Origin of the sequence: Pseudomonas sp. 8 R 14 (assembly GCF_900005955.1) — a bacterium.
GTDB lineage: Bacteria > Pseudomonadota > Gammaproteobacteria > Pseudomonadales > Pseudomonadaceae > Aquipseudomonas > Aquipseudomonas marginalis.
The window spans coordinates 33762-49298 of the sequence record NZ_CVTH01000089.1 but is presented as its reverse complement, the minus strand read 5'-3'; the positions used below and the strand labels follow the sequence as shown (position 1 = coordinate 49298).

The 15537-nt window shown below is 62.6% G+C and carries 9 protein-coding genes; 7 read left to right on the top strand and 2 right to left on the bottom strand.

Going from position 1 to position 15537, the window contains the following annotated elements:
- Positions 1–71 precede the first annotated feature (71 nt).
- Positions 72–977, bottom strand: coding sequence for an AraC family transcriptional regulator (locus tag BFQ01_RS28060; RefSeq protein ID WP_027606399.1), 906 nt, complete (start codon positions 975–977; stop codon positions 72–74).
- 72 nt (positions 978–1049) lie between these two features.
- The gene (locus BFQ01_RS28055; protein ID WP_065927849.1) at positions 1050–2339 is read right to left on the bottom strand and encodes a glycosyltransferase; all 1290 of its coding nucleotides are present in this window, start codon (positions 2337–2339) and stop codon (positions 1050–1052) included.
- Positions 2340–2498: 159 nt separating this feature from the next.
- On the opposite strand from BFQ01_RS28055, the gene tpx reads away from it, so the two are divergent.
- From tpx to BFQ01_RS28020, 7 genes are all read left to right on the top strand, one after another.
- The gene (gene tpx / locus BFQ01_RS28050; RefSeq protein ID WP_065927848.1) at positions 2499–2999 is read left to right on the top strand and encodes a thiol peroxidase; all 501 of its coding nucleotides are present in this window, start codon (positions 2499–2501) and stop codon (positions 2997–2999) included.
- A 232-nt stretch (positions 3000–3231) separates the two neighbouring features.
- Positions 3232–4530 carry an MdtA/MuxA family multidrug efflux RND transporter periplasmic adaptor subunit gene (locus BFQ01_RS28045; RefSeq protein WP_065927847.1) on the top strand — a complete coding sequence of 433 codons (1299 nt, stop codon included), beginning with the start codon at positions 3232–3234 and terminating at the stop codon, positions 4528–4530.
- The gene (locus BFQ01_RS28040; RefSeq protein ID WP_065927846.1) at positions 4527–7628 is read left to right on the top strand and encodes an MdtB/MuxB family multidrug efflux RND transporter permease subunit; all 3102 of its coding nucleotides are present in this window, start codon (positions 4527–4529) and stop codon (positions 7626–7628) included. The genes BFQ01_RS28045 and BFQ01_RS28040 overlap by 4 nt, the downstream gene beginning before the upstream one ends.
- On the top strand, positions 7625–10732 hold the full coding sequence (locus BFQ01_RS28035) for an efflux RND transporter permease subunit (protein WP_065927845.1): 3108 nt from the start codon (positions 7625–7627) through the stop codon (positions 10730–10732). The genes BFQ01_RS28040 and BFQ01_RS28035 overlap by 4 nt, the downstream gene beginning before the upstream one ends.
- Positions 10729–12294, top strand: coding sequence for an efflux transporter outer membrane subunit (locus BFQ01_RS28030; RefSeq protein WP_083244951.1), 1566 nt, complete (start codon positions 10729–10731; stop codon positions 12292–12294). Before BFQ01_RS28035 ends, BFQ01_RS28030 begins: the two co-directional genes overlap by 4 nt.
- A gap of 181 nt (positions 12295–12475) precedes the next feature.
- Entirely contained in the window at positions 12476–14572 is a 2097-nt protein-coding gene (locus tag BFQ01_RS28025; protein WP_065927844.1) for a putative bifunctional diguanylate cyclase/phosphodiesterase, read from the top strand.
- A 54-nt stretch (positions 14573–14626) separates the two neighbouring features.
- A complete protein-coding gene (locus tag BFQ01_RS28020) occupies positions 14627–15373 on the top strand; it encodes an SDR family oxidoreductase (protein WP_065927843.1) in 747 nt (248 codons plus the stop codon).
- Positions 15374–15537 lie beyond the last annotated feature (164 nt).

The following is a 15537-nucleotide window of genomic DNA, read 5'->3' as shown; positions in this document are numbered from 1 at the left end:
GGCTTGTTCCACGTTCCTGTTTGGGGTGGGAATTGCCGACACGCTTTGTAAGCACCTGTTTAGGTGCTGGGTCAGGCCAGGTTTTGTTCCGTCAGACGCTGAACTGCCAAACGGCGGTAGTGAGAGGGGGTCATCCCCTTGAGCTGCTGAAAGCGCCGGTTGAAGTTGGAAATATTGTTGAAACCCGACTCGAAACACACATCCGTCACGGCCTTGTCGCCATCGGCCAGAAGCTCGCAGGACTTGCTGATGCGCAGCCGATTTACAAACTCGATAAACGTGCGCCCGGTCGCCTGCTTGAACACCCGGGAAAAGTACGTCGGCTTCATCCCCAGGTGTTCCGCCACTTCCTCCAGGGGCAACTCGCGCGCGTAGTGGGCGAAAATGTAGTCCACCGCGCGGTTGGTGCGGTCGATACTATGTTCATCCGCCAGTTGCGGCGTGGTCACGCCGGACAGCAACTGGTAGTCCTCACAGCTACTCAACACTTCCAGCAGGATAAAGAAGTGCCCCAGGCGCGCCATGCCCCGGGCGTCTTCGATACGCTGCATCAGGGTCATGGCCTGGGCGATGGTTTTCTTGCAGCGAAACTCAATGCCGGACTGCGCGCGTTCCAGCATGGGCGTCAAGGTCTTGAGCTCGGCAAAAATATGGCTGCCCTGCTCGAACAGCTCATCGGTGAAGTTCACCAGCATGTCGCGCTTGGGCACCACTTCGTCTTCCTCCACCTGGCTGATCCAGTTGTGGGGCAGGTTGGGCCCCGTGAGGAACAGGCTCTCCGGATAGAAGTTGCCGATATAGTCGCCAATAAACACCTTGCCGGAACTGGCGACGATCAGGTGAAGCTCGTATTCCTTGTGGAAATGCCAGCGCACCAGCGGGCAGGGGAAACCATGCTGGCGATAGATGATGGACAGGCCGTTGTGATCGTCCATCAGCTCGTAGGAAGGGTCGGTGATTCGCGTTGCTCGGGTCATGCTGCCGTCGCTTTATTGTGGTTGCTGCTTGGGATAATGCCCCCTCGCGCACGACCTCGCCAGCGCCGCGGTTTACAGGCTACGGTTTTTCGCCTCGATCCACTGGGACATGTACTGCGTACTTTTATGCGCATGGTGGCGCAGCATGCTGCCGGTGAAGTTGCTGCGGCGATGGGCGGCGAGGTGGCTGCGGCAGTGTTGCAGGCACTCCACCAGTGCAGGCCCGTGGACAGTGCGGTCATAACGGCCGGCAATCAGTTGGCGCCCATCCTGCTGGGCCTGGGTCCAGCGTTCGCGATCCTGATAAAGCGCCACGGCCGCCGCCGCCAGGGCTTCGGCGCATTGCTCGATGGCGCCGGGCCATGGCCGCTCATCGCCCATGGCCTCCGCGCCGATGGGGGTAGTGATGTTGGGCGTGCCGCACAGCATCGCATCGGCCAGCTTGCCCTTGATACCCGCGCCAAAGCGCAGGGGCGCGAGGCAGATGCGCGCGGCGCTCATCACTTGCAGGGCATCTTCGGCCCAGTTCATCACATGAAAGCCCTGCGCCGGGTTGTGCAGGGCGGTGGCCTTGGGCGGGGTGTAGGCGCCGTAGATATGCAGCTGGGCGCCCGGCAATTGCTGGCGAATTATTGGCCAGACGCTGTTCTTCATCCACAGTACGGCGTCCCAGTTCGGCGCATGGCGGAAGTTACCGATGCTGAGGAAGTGTGCACGCTCTTCGAACGGTACGAAGGCCTCGGTTGGCGGCGTCATCATCAGCGGGCACCAGTGGAGCAGGGCGGCGGGCAGCTTGAACTGTTCGGTGAGCAGGCGGATTTCCACGTCGGAGATCATCAGGCTGATGTCGCAGCGGTAAATCGCGGCGATTTCGCGCTTGGCCAGGTCGGTGTCGGCCATCAGTTGGAACGCCTCCTCCAGGGCCGGGGCGAACAGCGCGCTGAAGTCGTCGCTGCCCGGGTGGGCCTTGAGGTGCGCCTTGAGGCGCTGCTGACGGGCGTCGCGCAGGCTTTGCAGGTCGGAGGTCTCCAGCACGCGCAGGGCGTCGGGGCAACACTTCTCCACGCGCCAGCCAAACTGTTCTTCCATCATGAACCGGTCGAACAGCACGATATCCGGAGCCAACTCGCGGACAAAGTCGTCAAAGCTGCTGCTATTGAGCTCGATCGCGCATTCGGCGATGCCCAGCGCCAGCAGGTCGGCCTTGTGCTCGCCCAGTGCTGCCGGGCTGCTGAAGGTAATATCCCAACCTTGTGTAAGAAAAGTTTCAAGGATCTGCATCATATGCCCGCCCGCGGCCGAGGAACGGGGCTCCGGCCAGACATAACCAATGACCAGGACTTTGGTGGCGGGCTGATTCATTAGAAACGGTTTCCTTGGAGGGCAGGCGCAAAGCGCGCAATTAAACCACAACCGCGTGGCATGACAATTTGTGTCTGGCGGTAGGTAGCCACGGTACTTTGTGGTTAACTTCCGCCTCTCGAATTCGTTTAACCAAAACCCAGCATAAGGATTCTGTTCATGGCTCAAGTCACTCTTCGCGGTAACCCTGTCCAGGTTGAAGGCGAATTGCCGAAAGTCGGCTCTGAAGCAGCAGACTTCACCCTGACCGCCGGCGATCTGTCGGATGCAACCCTGGCTACCTTTGCCGGCAAGCGCAAAGTGCTGAATATCTTCCCAAGCGTCGACACCCCGACCTGCGCCACGTCGGTACGCAAGTTCAACGCCCAGGCCAACGAGCTGAACAACGCCGTCGTACTGTGCATCTCCACCGACCTGCCATTCGCCCAGGCGCGTTTCTGCGGCGCCGAAGGCCTGGAAAACGTGAAGAACCTGTCGGACTTCCGTGACCCTGGTTTTGCCGTCGATTACGGCGTAGCGATTACCGATGGCCCGCTCAAGGGCCTGACCGCCCGTGCGGTCGTGGTGCTGGACGAAAATAACACCGTGCTGCACAGCGAACTGGTTTCGGAAATCGGCCAGGAGCCGAACTACGAAGCGGCCCTGGCTGTTTTGAAGTAACTGTTGCGGCGCGTTACTGTCGTTTTGCAGTAACACCCGTAAGACATGATTGCGGCCTGGCCTAGTCCAGGCCGTTTTTATTTGTGGCTCAGACGTTTAGCGAAATAGCCCGCAGACTAAGCCGCAGAAGTTAAAAGTTGTAAGCCCAAGGTAAATAGCCGGTAAAGGCGCTTTTCTTAACGCGCTCCAGTGCTTATCTTTCAGCCTCCCGAAGAAGAAGCTCTCGCGCCCAATGGTTGATCACTCCATGCAATCCTCCCCCCGCAACTCCCGCCGCTGGCTGTTCGGCCTGCTCGTGCTGCTGGTTATCGCCGGCCTGTGCTGGAAATTCTGGCCAGGCGGCGCCGCCCACAAAGACGCACCGGCCGGGCATACCGGTAAAACCGGCATGGCGCGCCCGGGGTTCGGCGGGTCCACCGGCCCGGTGCCGGTGCGTGTAGCGCCAGCGGTGCTGGGGGAGTTCCCGGTGTACTACAAGGCCTTGGGCACGGTCACCGCGCTCAATACCATCAATGTGCGCAGCAGGGTGGGTGGCGAGCTGGTCAAGATCGCCTTTGAAGAAGGGCAGATGGTCAAGGCCGGCGACCTGCTGGCCGAGATCGACCCGCGCAGCTACCAGAATGCCTTGCTCCAGGCCCAGGGCACGCTGATGCAGAACCAGGCCCAGTTGAAAAACGCCCAGGTCGACGTGCAGCGTTATCGCGACCTGTACACCCAGGACAGTATCGCCAAGCAGACCCTGGACACCGCCGAAGCGCTGGTCCTGCAATACCAGGGCACGGTCAAGACCAACCAGGGCGCGGTGGACGACGCCAAGCTCAACCTCGAGTTCACCAAGATCCGCGCGCCTATCAGCGGTCGCGTCGGCTTGCGCCAGGTCGATGTGGGCAACCTGGTGGCGGCCAACGACACCACCTTCCTCGCGGTGATCACCCAGACCCAACCGATCAGCGTGGCCTTCACCCTGCCGGAAAACACCCTGGAAACCGTGCTCGCCCGTTATCACGCCGGCAACAAGCTGCCCGTGGAAGCCTGGGACCGTGGCGACGTCAAGCGGCAGGCCACTGGTGTGCTGCAAAGCCTGGACAACCAGATCGACGTCACCACCGGCACCCTGAAATTCAAGGCGCGTTTCGATAACAAGGACCAGGCGCTGTTCCCCAACCAGTTCGTCAACGTGCATTTGCTCGCCGATACCTTGCACAACGTGGTGCTGGCGCCGTCCGCCGCGATTCAGTTCGGCAACACCGGCACCTTTGTCTACAAGCTCGATGGCGACAAGAAGGTCAAGGTCCAGCCGCTGGTGGTGGGTGACACCGATGGCGACAACACTGTGATCAAGGAAGGCCTGGTCGCCGGCGACCGTGTGGTGCTGGAAGGCACCGACCGCCTCAAGGACGGCAGCGAGATCGAAGTGGTCAACGACAGCAGCGAAGTGCCGACGACGCCCACCGAACACCTGCAAGGCAAGCCGGCGGCTAAAGGGGAGACCGGCACCACCGCCGGCAAGGCGCAAAAGGTCGGTTCATGAACCTGTCGCGACTGTTTATCCTTCGTCCGGTCGCCACCACGCTGAGCATGCTGGCGATTGTTTTGGCCGGCATTATTTCCTACCGCTTGTTGCCGGTCTCGGCGCTGCCTCAGGTGGATTACCCGACCATCCGGGTGATGACCCTGTACCCCGGTGCCAGCCCCGATGTGATGACCAGCGCGGTCACCGCGCCCCTTGAGCGCCAGTTCGGGCAGATGCCCGGCCTGACCCAGATGGCGTCCACCAGTTCCGGCGGCGCCTCGGTGCTGACCCTGCGTTTCAACCTCGACATCAATATGGATGTCGCCGAGCAACAGGTGCAGGCTGCGATCAACGCCGCCACCAACCTGCTGCCCAAGGATTTGCCGGCACCGCCGGTGTACAACAAGGTCAACCCGGCGGATACCCCGGTGCTGACCCTGGCCATTACCTCCAAGACCATGCTGCTGCCCAAGCTCAATGACCTGGTCGACACACGCATGGCGCAGAAGATCGCGCAGATCAGCGGCGTCGGCATGGTCAGCATCGCCGGTGGCCAGCGCCAGGCCGTGCGCATCAAGGTCAACCCCGAAGCCCTGGCGGCCAACGGCTTGAACCTCTCCGATGTGCGCACCCTGATCGCCGCGTCCAACGTCAACCAGCCCAAAGGCAACTTCGACGGCCCCACGCGGGTGTCGATGCTCGATGCCAACGACCAGTTGGTGTCGCCCCAGCAATACGCCGAGCTGATCCTGGCCTACAACAATGGCGCGCCTCTGCGCCTCAAGGATGTGGCGCAGATCGTCGACGGCGCCGAAAACGAACGCCTTGCCGCCTGGGCCAATGAAAACCAGGCCGTACTCCTCAATATCCAGCGCCAACCGGGCGCCAACGTGATCGAGGTGGTCGACCGCATCAAGGCGCTGCTGCCGAGCATCACCGACAACCTGCCGGCCGGCCTCGACGTGACGGTGCTTACCGATCGCACCCAGACCATCCGCGCCTCGGTCACCGATGTGCAGCACGAATTGCTGATCGCCATTGCCCTGGTGGTGATGGTGACGTTCCTGTTCCTGCGGCGGGTCAGCGCCACGATCATCCCGTCGATTGCCGTGCCGCTGTCGCTGGTGGGCACCTTCGGGGTGATGTACCTGGCCGGGTTCTCCATCAATAACCTGACGCTGATGGCCCTGACCATTGCCACCGGTTTCGTGGTGGACGATGCCATCGTGATGCTGGAGAACATTTCCCGCTATATCGAGGAAGGCGAGACGCCGCTGGCCGCCGCGCTCAAGGGCGCCAGGCAGATCGGCTTCACCCTGATCTCCCTGACCCTGTCACTGATCGCCGTATTGATCCCGCTGCTGTTCATGGCTGATGTGGTGGGACGGCTGTTCCGCGAATTTGCCATCACCCTGGCGGTGGCGATCCTTATTTCCCTGGTGGTGTCCCTCACGCTCACGCCGATGATGTGCGCGCGTTTGCTCAAGCGCGAGCCCAAGGAAGAAGAGCAGAGCCGTTTCTACAAGGCCAGCGGCGCCTGGATCGACTGGCTGATCGAAGCCTACGGGCGCAAGTTGCAATGGGTGCTCAGGCACCAGCCGCTGACCCTGCTGGTGGCCATCGCGACCCTGGGCCTGACCGTGGTGCTGTACCTGGTGGTGCCCAAGGGCTTTTTCCCGGTGCAGGACACCGGGGTGATCCAGGGTATTTCCGAAGCGCCGCAGTCGATTTCATTCGCCGCCATGAGCCAGCGCCAGCAGGAACTGGCGCAGATCATCCTCACCGACCCGGCGGTGGAAAGCCTGTCGTCCTATATCGGCGTGGATGGCGATAACGCCACCCTCAACAGCGGCCGCTTGCTGATCAACCTCAAGCCCCACGGCCAGCGCGACTTGAGCGCGGCCCAGGTGATCACGCGCCTGCAACCGCAAATCGACAAGCTGGTGGGAATCCGCCTGTTCATGCAGCCGGTGCAGGACCTGACCATCGAAGACCGTGTCAGCCGCACCCAGTACCAGTTCAGCATGTCCTCGCCGGACGCCGACCTGCTGGCCCTGTGGAGCGGCAAGCTGGTGCACGCACTGAGCCAGATGCCGGAGCTCACAGACGTCGCCAGCGACCTGCAGGACAAGGGGCTGCAGGTGTACCTGGTGATCGACCGCGATGCGGCCTCGCGCCTGGGCGTCAGTGTGTCGACCATCACCGATGCTCTGTATGACGCGTTCGGCCAGCGGCAGATTTCCACCATCTACACCCAGGCCAGCCAGTACCGCGTGGTCTTGCAGGCCCAGTCTGGGGAAACCCTGGGCCCGGCGGCGCTGAACCAGATCCATGTGAAGACCACCGACGGCGGCCAGGTGCGCCTGTCCAGCCTCGCCCATGTGGAACAGCGCCAGGCGCAGTTGGCGATTGCGCATATCGGCCAGTTCCCGGCGGTCATGATGTCGTTCAACCTGGCCCCCGGCGTTGCCCTGGGCAAAGGCGTGGAGCTGATCAACCAGGCGCAGAAGGACATCGGCATGCCGGTGGGGGTGCAGACCCAGTTCCAGGGCGCTGCCCAGGCATTCGAAGCGTCGCTGTCGAGCACCTTGCTGCTGATCCTGGCAGCGGTGGTCACCATGTACATCGTGCTGGGCGTGCTCTACGAGAGCTATATCCACCCGATCACCATTCTCTCGACCTTGCCGTCGGCGGCAGTGGGGGCCTTGCTGGCCTTGCTGCTCAGCGGCAATGACCTGGGCATGATCGCGATCATCGGCATCATTTTGCTGATCGGTATCGTCAAGAAGAACGCGATCATGATGATCGACTTCGCCCTCGACGCCGAACGCAACCAGGGCCTGGACCCGCAGACCGCGATCTACCAGGCGGCGCTGCTGCGCTTCCGGCCGATCCTGATGACTACCCTGGCCGCCCTGTTCGGTGCAGTGCCGTTGATGCTCGCTACCGGCTCCGGTGCCGAACTGCGCCAGCCCCTGGGCCTGGTGATGGTCGGCGGCCTGCTGGTGAGCCAGGTGTTGACGCTGTTCACCACGCCGGTGATCTACCTGTATTTCGATCGCCTCGGCCGCCGCTGGCGCAAAGAGCCGCAAAGCCTGGAGCCGGTTGAGTCATGAACCTGTCCGGACCTTTCATTCGCCGGCCGGTAGCGACCCTGCTGCTGAGCCTGGCGATCATGTTGCTGGGCGGGGTCAGCTTCAACCTGCTGCCGGTGTCGCCGCTGCCACAGATCGATTTCCCGGTGATCGTGGTCTCGGCCAGCCTGCCCGGCGCCAGCCCCGAGGTGATGGCCTCCACGGTGGCCACGCCGCTGGAGCGTTCCTTCGGCGCGATTGCCGGCATCACCACCATGAGCAGTTCGTCGAGCCAGGGCTCCACCCGGGTGATCCTGGCGTTCGACTCCGACCGTGATATCAACGGCGCCGCGCGGGAAGTGCAGGCGGCGATCAACGCTTCGCGCAACCTGCTGCCCAGCGGCATGCGCAGCATGCCCACCTACAAGAAGATCAACCCGTCCCAGGCGCCGATCATGGTGCTGTCGCTGACCTCGGACGTGTTGCAGAAGGGCCAGCTGTACGACCTGGCCTCGACCATCCTCTCCCAAAGCCTGTCCCAGGTGCCGGGGGTGGGCGAAGTGCAGATCGGCGGCAGCTCCCTGCCGGCGGTGCGTATCGAGCTGGAACCCAAGGCCCTCGACCAGTACGGCGTGGCCCTGGACGACGTGCGCAACACCATCGCCAATGCCAACCAGCGTCGGCCCAAGGGCTCCCTGGAAGACGGCGAGCGCAACTGGCAGATCCAGGCCAACGACCAGCTGGAAAAGGCCAAGGATTACGAGCCGCTGCTGATTCGCTACCAGGACGGCGCCGCCCTGCGCCTCAAGGATGTGGCGAAGATCAGCGACGGCGTGGAGGACCGCTACAACAGTGGCTTCTTCAACAATGATTCGGCGGTGCTGCTGGTGATCAACCGCCAGTCCGGCGCCAACATCATCGAGACCGTCAGGCAGATCAAGGCGCAACTGCCGGCGTTGCAGGCGGTGCTGCCGTCCAGCGTCAAGCTCAGCCTGGCCATGGACCGCTCGCCGGTGATCACCGCGACCCTGCATGAAGCCGAGATGACCCTGCTGATTGCGGTGGGGCTGGTGATCCTGGTGGTGTACCTGTTCCTCGGCAACTTCCGCGCCTCGCTGATTCCAACCCTGGCGGTGCCGGTGTCGCTGGTGGGCACGTTCGCGATCATGTACCTGTACGGGTTCTCACTGAACAACTTCTCGCTGATGGCGCTGATCCTGGCCACCGGCCTGGTGGTGGACGATGCCATTGTGGTGCTGGAGAACATTTCCCGGCATATCGACGCGGGCGTGCCACCGATGAAGGCCGCCTACCTGGGTGCCGAGGAAGTCGGGTTTACCTTGCTGTCGATGAACGTATCGCTGGTGGCGGTGTTCCTCTCGATCCTGTTCATGGGCGGGATCGTCACCAACTTGTTCCGCGAGTTTTCCATCACCTTGTCGGCGGCGATCATCGTTTCGCTGATCGTGTCGCTGACGTTGACGCCGATGCTCTGCGCCCGTTGGCTCAAGCCCCACGTGAAAGGGCAGATGACCGGCCTGCAGCGCTGGAGCCAGAAGATCAACGACCGCATGGTGGCCGGCTACGCCACCAGCCTGGACTGGGTGCTGCGCCATCGCCGCCTGACCTTGCTCAGCCTGCTGCTGACCATTGGCGTGAACGTGGCGCTGTACGTGGTGGTCCCGAAGACCTTTATGCCGCAACAGGACACCGGCCAATTGATCGGCTTTGTGCGCGGGGACGACGGCCTGTCGTTCAGCGTCATGCAGCCGAAGATGGAAATCTTCCGCAAGGCGGTGCTCAACGACCCAGCGGTGCTCAGCGTGGCCGGCTTTATCGGCGGCAACAACGGTACCAACAACGCGGTGATGCTGGTCCGCCTCAAGCCCATCAGCGAACGCAAGGTGTCCGCCCAGGCGGTGATCGAGCGCCTGCGCAAGGATGTACCGCTGGTGCCGGGCGGGCGCCTGTTCCTGATGGCCGACCAGGACCTGCAATTCGGCGGCAGCCGTGACCAGACCAGCGCGCAGTATTCCTACATCCTGCAAAGCGGCGACCTGGCCGCGCTGCGCCTGTGGTACCCGAAAGTGGTTGCGGCGCTGCGTGAGCTGCCGGAACTGACCGCCATCGACGCCCGCGAAGGCCGGGGCGCGGCCCAGGTCACGCTGATTGTCGACCGTGACCAGGCCAAGCGCCTGGGCATCGACATGGACATGGTCACCGCGGTGCTCAACAACGCCTACAGCCAGCGGCAGATTTCCACCATCTACGACAGCCTCAACCAGTACCAGGTGGTGATGGAGGTCAACCCCAAATACGCCCAGGACCCGATCACCCTCAACCAGATGCAGGTGATCACCTCCAGCGGCGCGCGGGTGCCGTTGTCGACCATTGCCCATTACGAGAACAGCCTGGCGGACGACCGCGTCAGCCACGAAGGCCAGTTCGCCTCGGAAAACATCGCCTTCGACATGGCCCCCGGGGTCACGGTGGAGCAGGGCACGGCGGCCATCGAGCGGGCGATTGCCAAGGTCGGCCTGCCGGAAGATGTGATCGCCAAGATGGCCGGCACTGCCGATGCCTTTGCGGCCACGCAGAAGGGCCAGCCGTTCATGATCCTCGGCGCGCTGGTGGCGGTGTACCTGGTGCTGGGCATTCTGTATGAGAGCTACATTCACCCGCTGACGATCCTCTCGACCCTGCCGTCGGCCGGCGTCGGCGCGATGCTTGCCATCTACCTGACGGGAGGGGAGTTCAGCCTGATTTCCCTGCTCGGCCTGTTCCTGTTGATCGGGGTGGTGAAGAAGAACGCGATCCTGATGATCGACCTGGCGTTGCAGCTGGAACGCAACGATGGGCTAGGCCCGCTGGAATCGATTCGCAGCGCCTGCCTGTTGCGTCTGCGGCCGATCCTGATGACCACCCTGGCGGCCATCCTCGGCGCCTTGCCGTTGCTGCTGGGCACCGGCGATGGCGCGGAAATGCGCCATCCCCTGGGCCTGACCATCATTGGCGGCCTGATTTTCAGCCAGGTCCTGACCCTCTACACCACCCCGGTGGTTTACCTCTATCTCGACCGCGCGCGCCACCGTTTCAATGCCTGGCGCGGCGTGCGTACCGATGCTGCCCTGGACACTGCGCTATGACCGATTCAACCAACGCCAATGCACTGCGGGCTTCCGACACGGCACTCATCCCTGTAGGAGCGAGCTTGCTCGCGAAAAAACGGCAGGCACCGCGTTCATTCAGGCTCGGCGCGTTATCGTTAACGACCTTCGCGAGCAAGCTCGCTCCTACAGTAGGGTTGGCGTTGTTGCTCAGCGCCTGTGCCGTCGGCCCGGATTACAAACGCCCGGAAGTCACTGAACCCGCGCAGTTCAAGGAAGCCCAGGGCTGGCGCCAGGCCGCGCCGAGTGATTCCCTGGCCCGTGGCGCCTGGTGGGAGCTGTATGGCGACCGCCAACTCAACGACCTGGTGCTGCGCCTGAATAATTCCAACCAGACCGTGGCCCAGGCCGAAGCGCGTTTTCGCCAGGCCCAGGCCCTGGTGCGCAGTTCACGCGGGGCGTTTTACCCCAGCGTCGACCTGAGCGCGGGCAAAACCCGCGCCAGCCAGGGCACCGGCAGCAGCAGCGCCAGCCTCAGCAGTTCCAGCAGCGGGATCCGTGACACCCTCAATGCGCAGCTCGGCGTGAGCTGGGAAGCCGATATCTGGGGCAAGTTGCGCCGTGGCCTGGAGGCCAACGAGGCCAGTGCCGAAGCCAGCTCGGCGGATCTGGCCGCGATGCGCCTGAGCCAACAGTCGGAACTGGTGCAAAGCTACCTGCAACTGCGGGTCATGGACGAGCAGACCCGCCTGCTGCAAGCCACGCTGGACACCTACCAGCGCTCCCTGCAAATGACCGAAAACCAATACCGCGCCGGGGTTTCCGGCAAGGACGCGGTGGCCCAGGCGCAAACCCAGCTCAAGACCACCCAGGCCAGCCTGATCGACCTGATCTGGCAACGTGCCCAACTGGAAAACGCCATCGCCGTGTTGATCGGCGAGGCACCGGCCAACTTCAGCCTGGCGGTGAGCAAGGACATCCCGGCCCTGCCGCAGATTCCGGTCAGCCTGCCGTCGCAATTGCTTGAACGGCGCCCGGACATCGCCTCGGCCGAACGCTCGGTGATCGCCGCCAACGCCAATATTGGCGTGGCCAAGGCCGCCTATTACCCGGACCTGACGCTGAGCCTGGCCGGCGGCTATTCCAGCAGCACCTATGCCGACTGGATCAGCCTGCCGAACCGCTTCTGGTCGGTAGGGCCGAAACTGGCCATGACCCTGTTCGACGGCGGCCAACGCTCGGCGGAAGTCGACCGCACCGTGGCGTCCTACGACGAAACCGTGGCCAAGTACCGCCAGACCGTGCTCGACGGCTTCCGTGAAGTGGAAAACTACATGGTCCAGCTCAAGGTGCTGGAAGACGAGGCGGTGGTCAGCAACGAAGCCCTCGAGGCCGCCCGAGAATCGCTGCGCTTGACCCAGAACCAGTACAAGGCCGGGCTGATTGCCTATCTGGATGTGGTGACGGTCCAGGCCACGGCGCTGAGTAACGAGCGCACCGTGTTGACCCTGTTGCAGAGCCGCCTGGTGGCCAGCGTGCAACTGATCGCCGCGCTGGGTGGTGGTTGGGATGGGCAGACGCCGATTGCCGAGAAGGATTGATCGATCGTTCTCACGTGTGTGGGAACGCAGTGTGTGGGTAATTTCAATCAGTAGATTGGCGTCAAACTGCCACTAATGGCCCTCTGATAATTAATCAACTGTTCAAGAATTATTCTCGCTACAATCGCCCGCTTTGCCACTTGGTACGGGCGTTTCGGGTCCGTTGCCCACGAGAAGTCCCATGCTTATCGGTAGCTATTCCCCCTCGCTGGTCGCGATCTCGCTGTTTGTCGCGATCCTCGCTTCCTACACCGCCCTGGACCTCACCGGCCGCATCGCGACCGCCAAGGGGCGCGCTGTGTATTTATGGATAGCCGGCGGGGCCATGGCGATGGGGGTAGGCGTCTGGTCCATGCACTTTATCGGCATGCTGGCGTTGCGCCTGCCGTTTGCCTTGGGCTTCGACATCGGTATCACCGCGCTGTCGTTGTTGATCGCGGTATTGTCCTGCGGCTTTGCATTATGGCTGGTCAGCCAAGCGCGTTTGCCTGCCTGGCAACTGGCGTTTGGCGCGCTGGTCATGGGCAGCGGTATTGCCAGCATGCACTACACCGGCATGGCCGCGATGCGCATGACGCCGGGCATCGACTATGACCCCACGCTATTTGGCCTGTCGTTGCTGATCGCGGTGGTGGCGTCCGGAGCCGCACTGTTGATTGCGTTCAACCTGCGCCGCAACACGCCTTATGTACGCCTGGCCCGTGGTGGTGCGGCGGTGGTGATGGGCTTTGCAATCGTCGGCATGCATTACACCGGCATGGCGGCCGCAGGCTTTGCCGATGAAAGTTACTGCGCCGCCGTGCTGGATGGCTTGAGCGGCAAGGGCCTGGATAACCTGGTGTTGGTGACGACCCTGGCGGTACTGGCCATCGCGTTGCTGACGTCGTTGCTCGACGCGCGCCTGGAAGCCCGTACTGCGGTGCTCGCCGACTCGTTGACCCAAGCCAACCAGGAACTGACCCACCTGGCCCTGCACGATATGCTCACCGGCCTGCCCAATCGCACCTTGCTGGCCGATCGTATTCAACAGGCCATCGAGGCGGTAAAGGAGCAGGGCGGTTGCTTTGCCCTGATGTTCATCGACCTGGATGGCTTCAAGCCGGTCAACGATGCCTTTGGCCATCACATGGGCGACCAGCTGTTGCGCGAAGTCGGCCTGCGCCTGCGCGAAGACCTGCGCAGTCACGACACCCTGGCCCGCATCGGCGGCGATGAGTTTGTATTGCTGGTGCAGTTGACCCAGCCCGACGATGCCCTCGGCCTTGCCGAACGCCAGGTGGTGCTGATCAACCGCGCGTTCCAGGTGGCCGAGCATGAGCTGAAGATTTCCGCCAGCGTCGGCATCGCCATGTTCCCGGGCAATGGCAACACCCCCCAGGAACTGCTGATGAACGCCGACGCCGCCATGTACCATGCCAAGGGCATGGGCAAGAACGGCTACAGCTTCTTTGATGTGTCGATGAACACCAATGCGCGCAAGCAATTGCAGCTGCTGCAAGACCTGCGCAATGCTCTTGAGCACGAGCAGTTCCGGCTGTATTACCAGCCCAAGTTTGATGCGATCAGTGGGATCCCGGTGGGCGCCGAAGCGCTGGTGCGCTGGGAGCATCCGCAACAAGGCTTGTTGTTGCCGGCGACCTTTATCGAACTGGCGGAAAAAACCGGCCTGATCATCCCCATCGGCGAATGGGTGCTCAATGAAGCCTGTCGCCAAATGAGCCTGTGGTACGCCCAGGGTTATGAGCACTGGCGCATCGCGGTGAACTTGTCGGCGTTGCAGTTTTGCCACGCCGGGCTGGTCAACAGCGTGGCCGGCGCCCTGGCGCAGCACCGGTTGCCGGCCAACAGCCTGACCCTGGAAATCACCGAGACCACCGCGATGAGCGACGCCGATGCGAGCATGACGGTGTTGCAGCAGCTGTCGGACATGGGCGTGGACCTGTCCATCGACGATTTCGGCACGGGCTACTCCAGCCTGATGTACCTCAAGCGCCTGCCGGCCAACGAGTTGAAGATCGACCGTGGTTTTGTGCGTGACCTGGAGCATGACAGCGACGACGCCGCCATCGTGTCTGCCATTGTTGCCTTGGGCCAGGCGCTGGGGCTGCGAATCGTCGCCGAAGGCGTGGAAACCGATGTGCAGCAGAGTTTTCTCACGCGGTTGGGGTGTAACTCCCTGCAAGGCTACCTGCTCGGCCACCCGTTGCCGGCGGACGGTTTCATGGCCCATATCCAGCGCGGCGAAGATGCAGCGGCGCCTGACAAAAGCCGTGCGTGACGGTTAGTATCGGATCCAACCCTAAACACCAGGTTGGATCAGGAGACCGCACGCATGGACAAAGTCCTCATCATCACCGGGGGGAGCCGTGGTATCGGCGCCGAGACGGCATTGCTGGCTGCCCGCGAGGGCTATCGCATCTGCATCAACTATCACTCCGATGAAAAAGCCGCCCACAGCGTGCTCGAGCAGGTTCGCGGCCTCGGTGCCCAGGCGATTGCGGTGCGCGCGGATGTCAGTATCGAAGATGAGGTGATTGCGCTGTTCCATCGCGTGGACGCCGAACTGGGCCGGGTCACCGCGCTGGTGAACAATGCCGGCACCGTGGGGCACAAGTCGCGGGTGGATGAGATGTCCGAGTTCCGCATCCTGAACATTCTCAAGACCAATGTGCTCGGTCCGATCCTGTGTGCCAAGCACGCGGTGCTGCGGATGTCGCCCAAGCATGGCGGGCAGGGCGGCAGTATCGTCAATGTGTCGTCGGTGGCTGCACGCCTGGGTTCGCCGGGTGAGTACGTCGACTACGCCGCATCCAAGGGCGCACTCGACACCTTCACCCTCGGCCTGTCGAAAGAAGTGGCGGGCGAGGGCATCCGCGTCAACGCGGTGCGCCCCGGCTACATCTTCACCGACTTCCACGCCCTGAGCGGCGACCCGGACCGGGTCAGCAAGCTCGAGTCCGGTATTCCCATGGCCCGTGGCGGGCGGCCGGATGAAGTGGCGGAAGCGATTATCTGGCTGCTGTCGGACAAGGCTTCGTATGCCACGGGGACTTTTCTGGATTTGGGTGGCGGGCGCTAGTGATGCAGTGCCTGTACCGGCGCCATCGGGGCATAGGTATCTACACAACTCTTAAAGGCTGACACATAACTCTGTGGTGAGCGGGCGGTGCGACGATTCGACAAGCCCGCTCACCACAGAAGCCTAATTGCCATAGATTCCGTATTCACTGGAAGTTGTGTAGA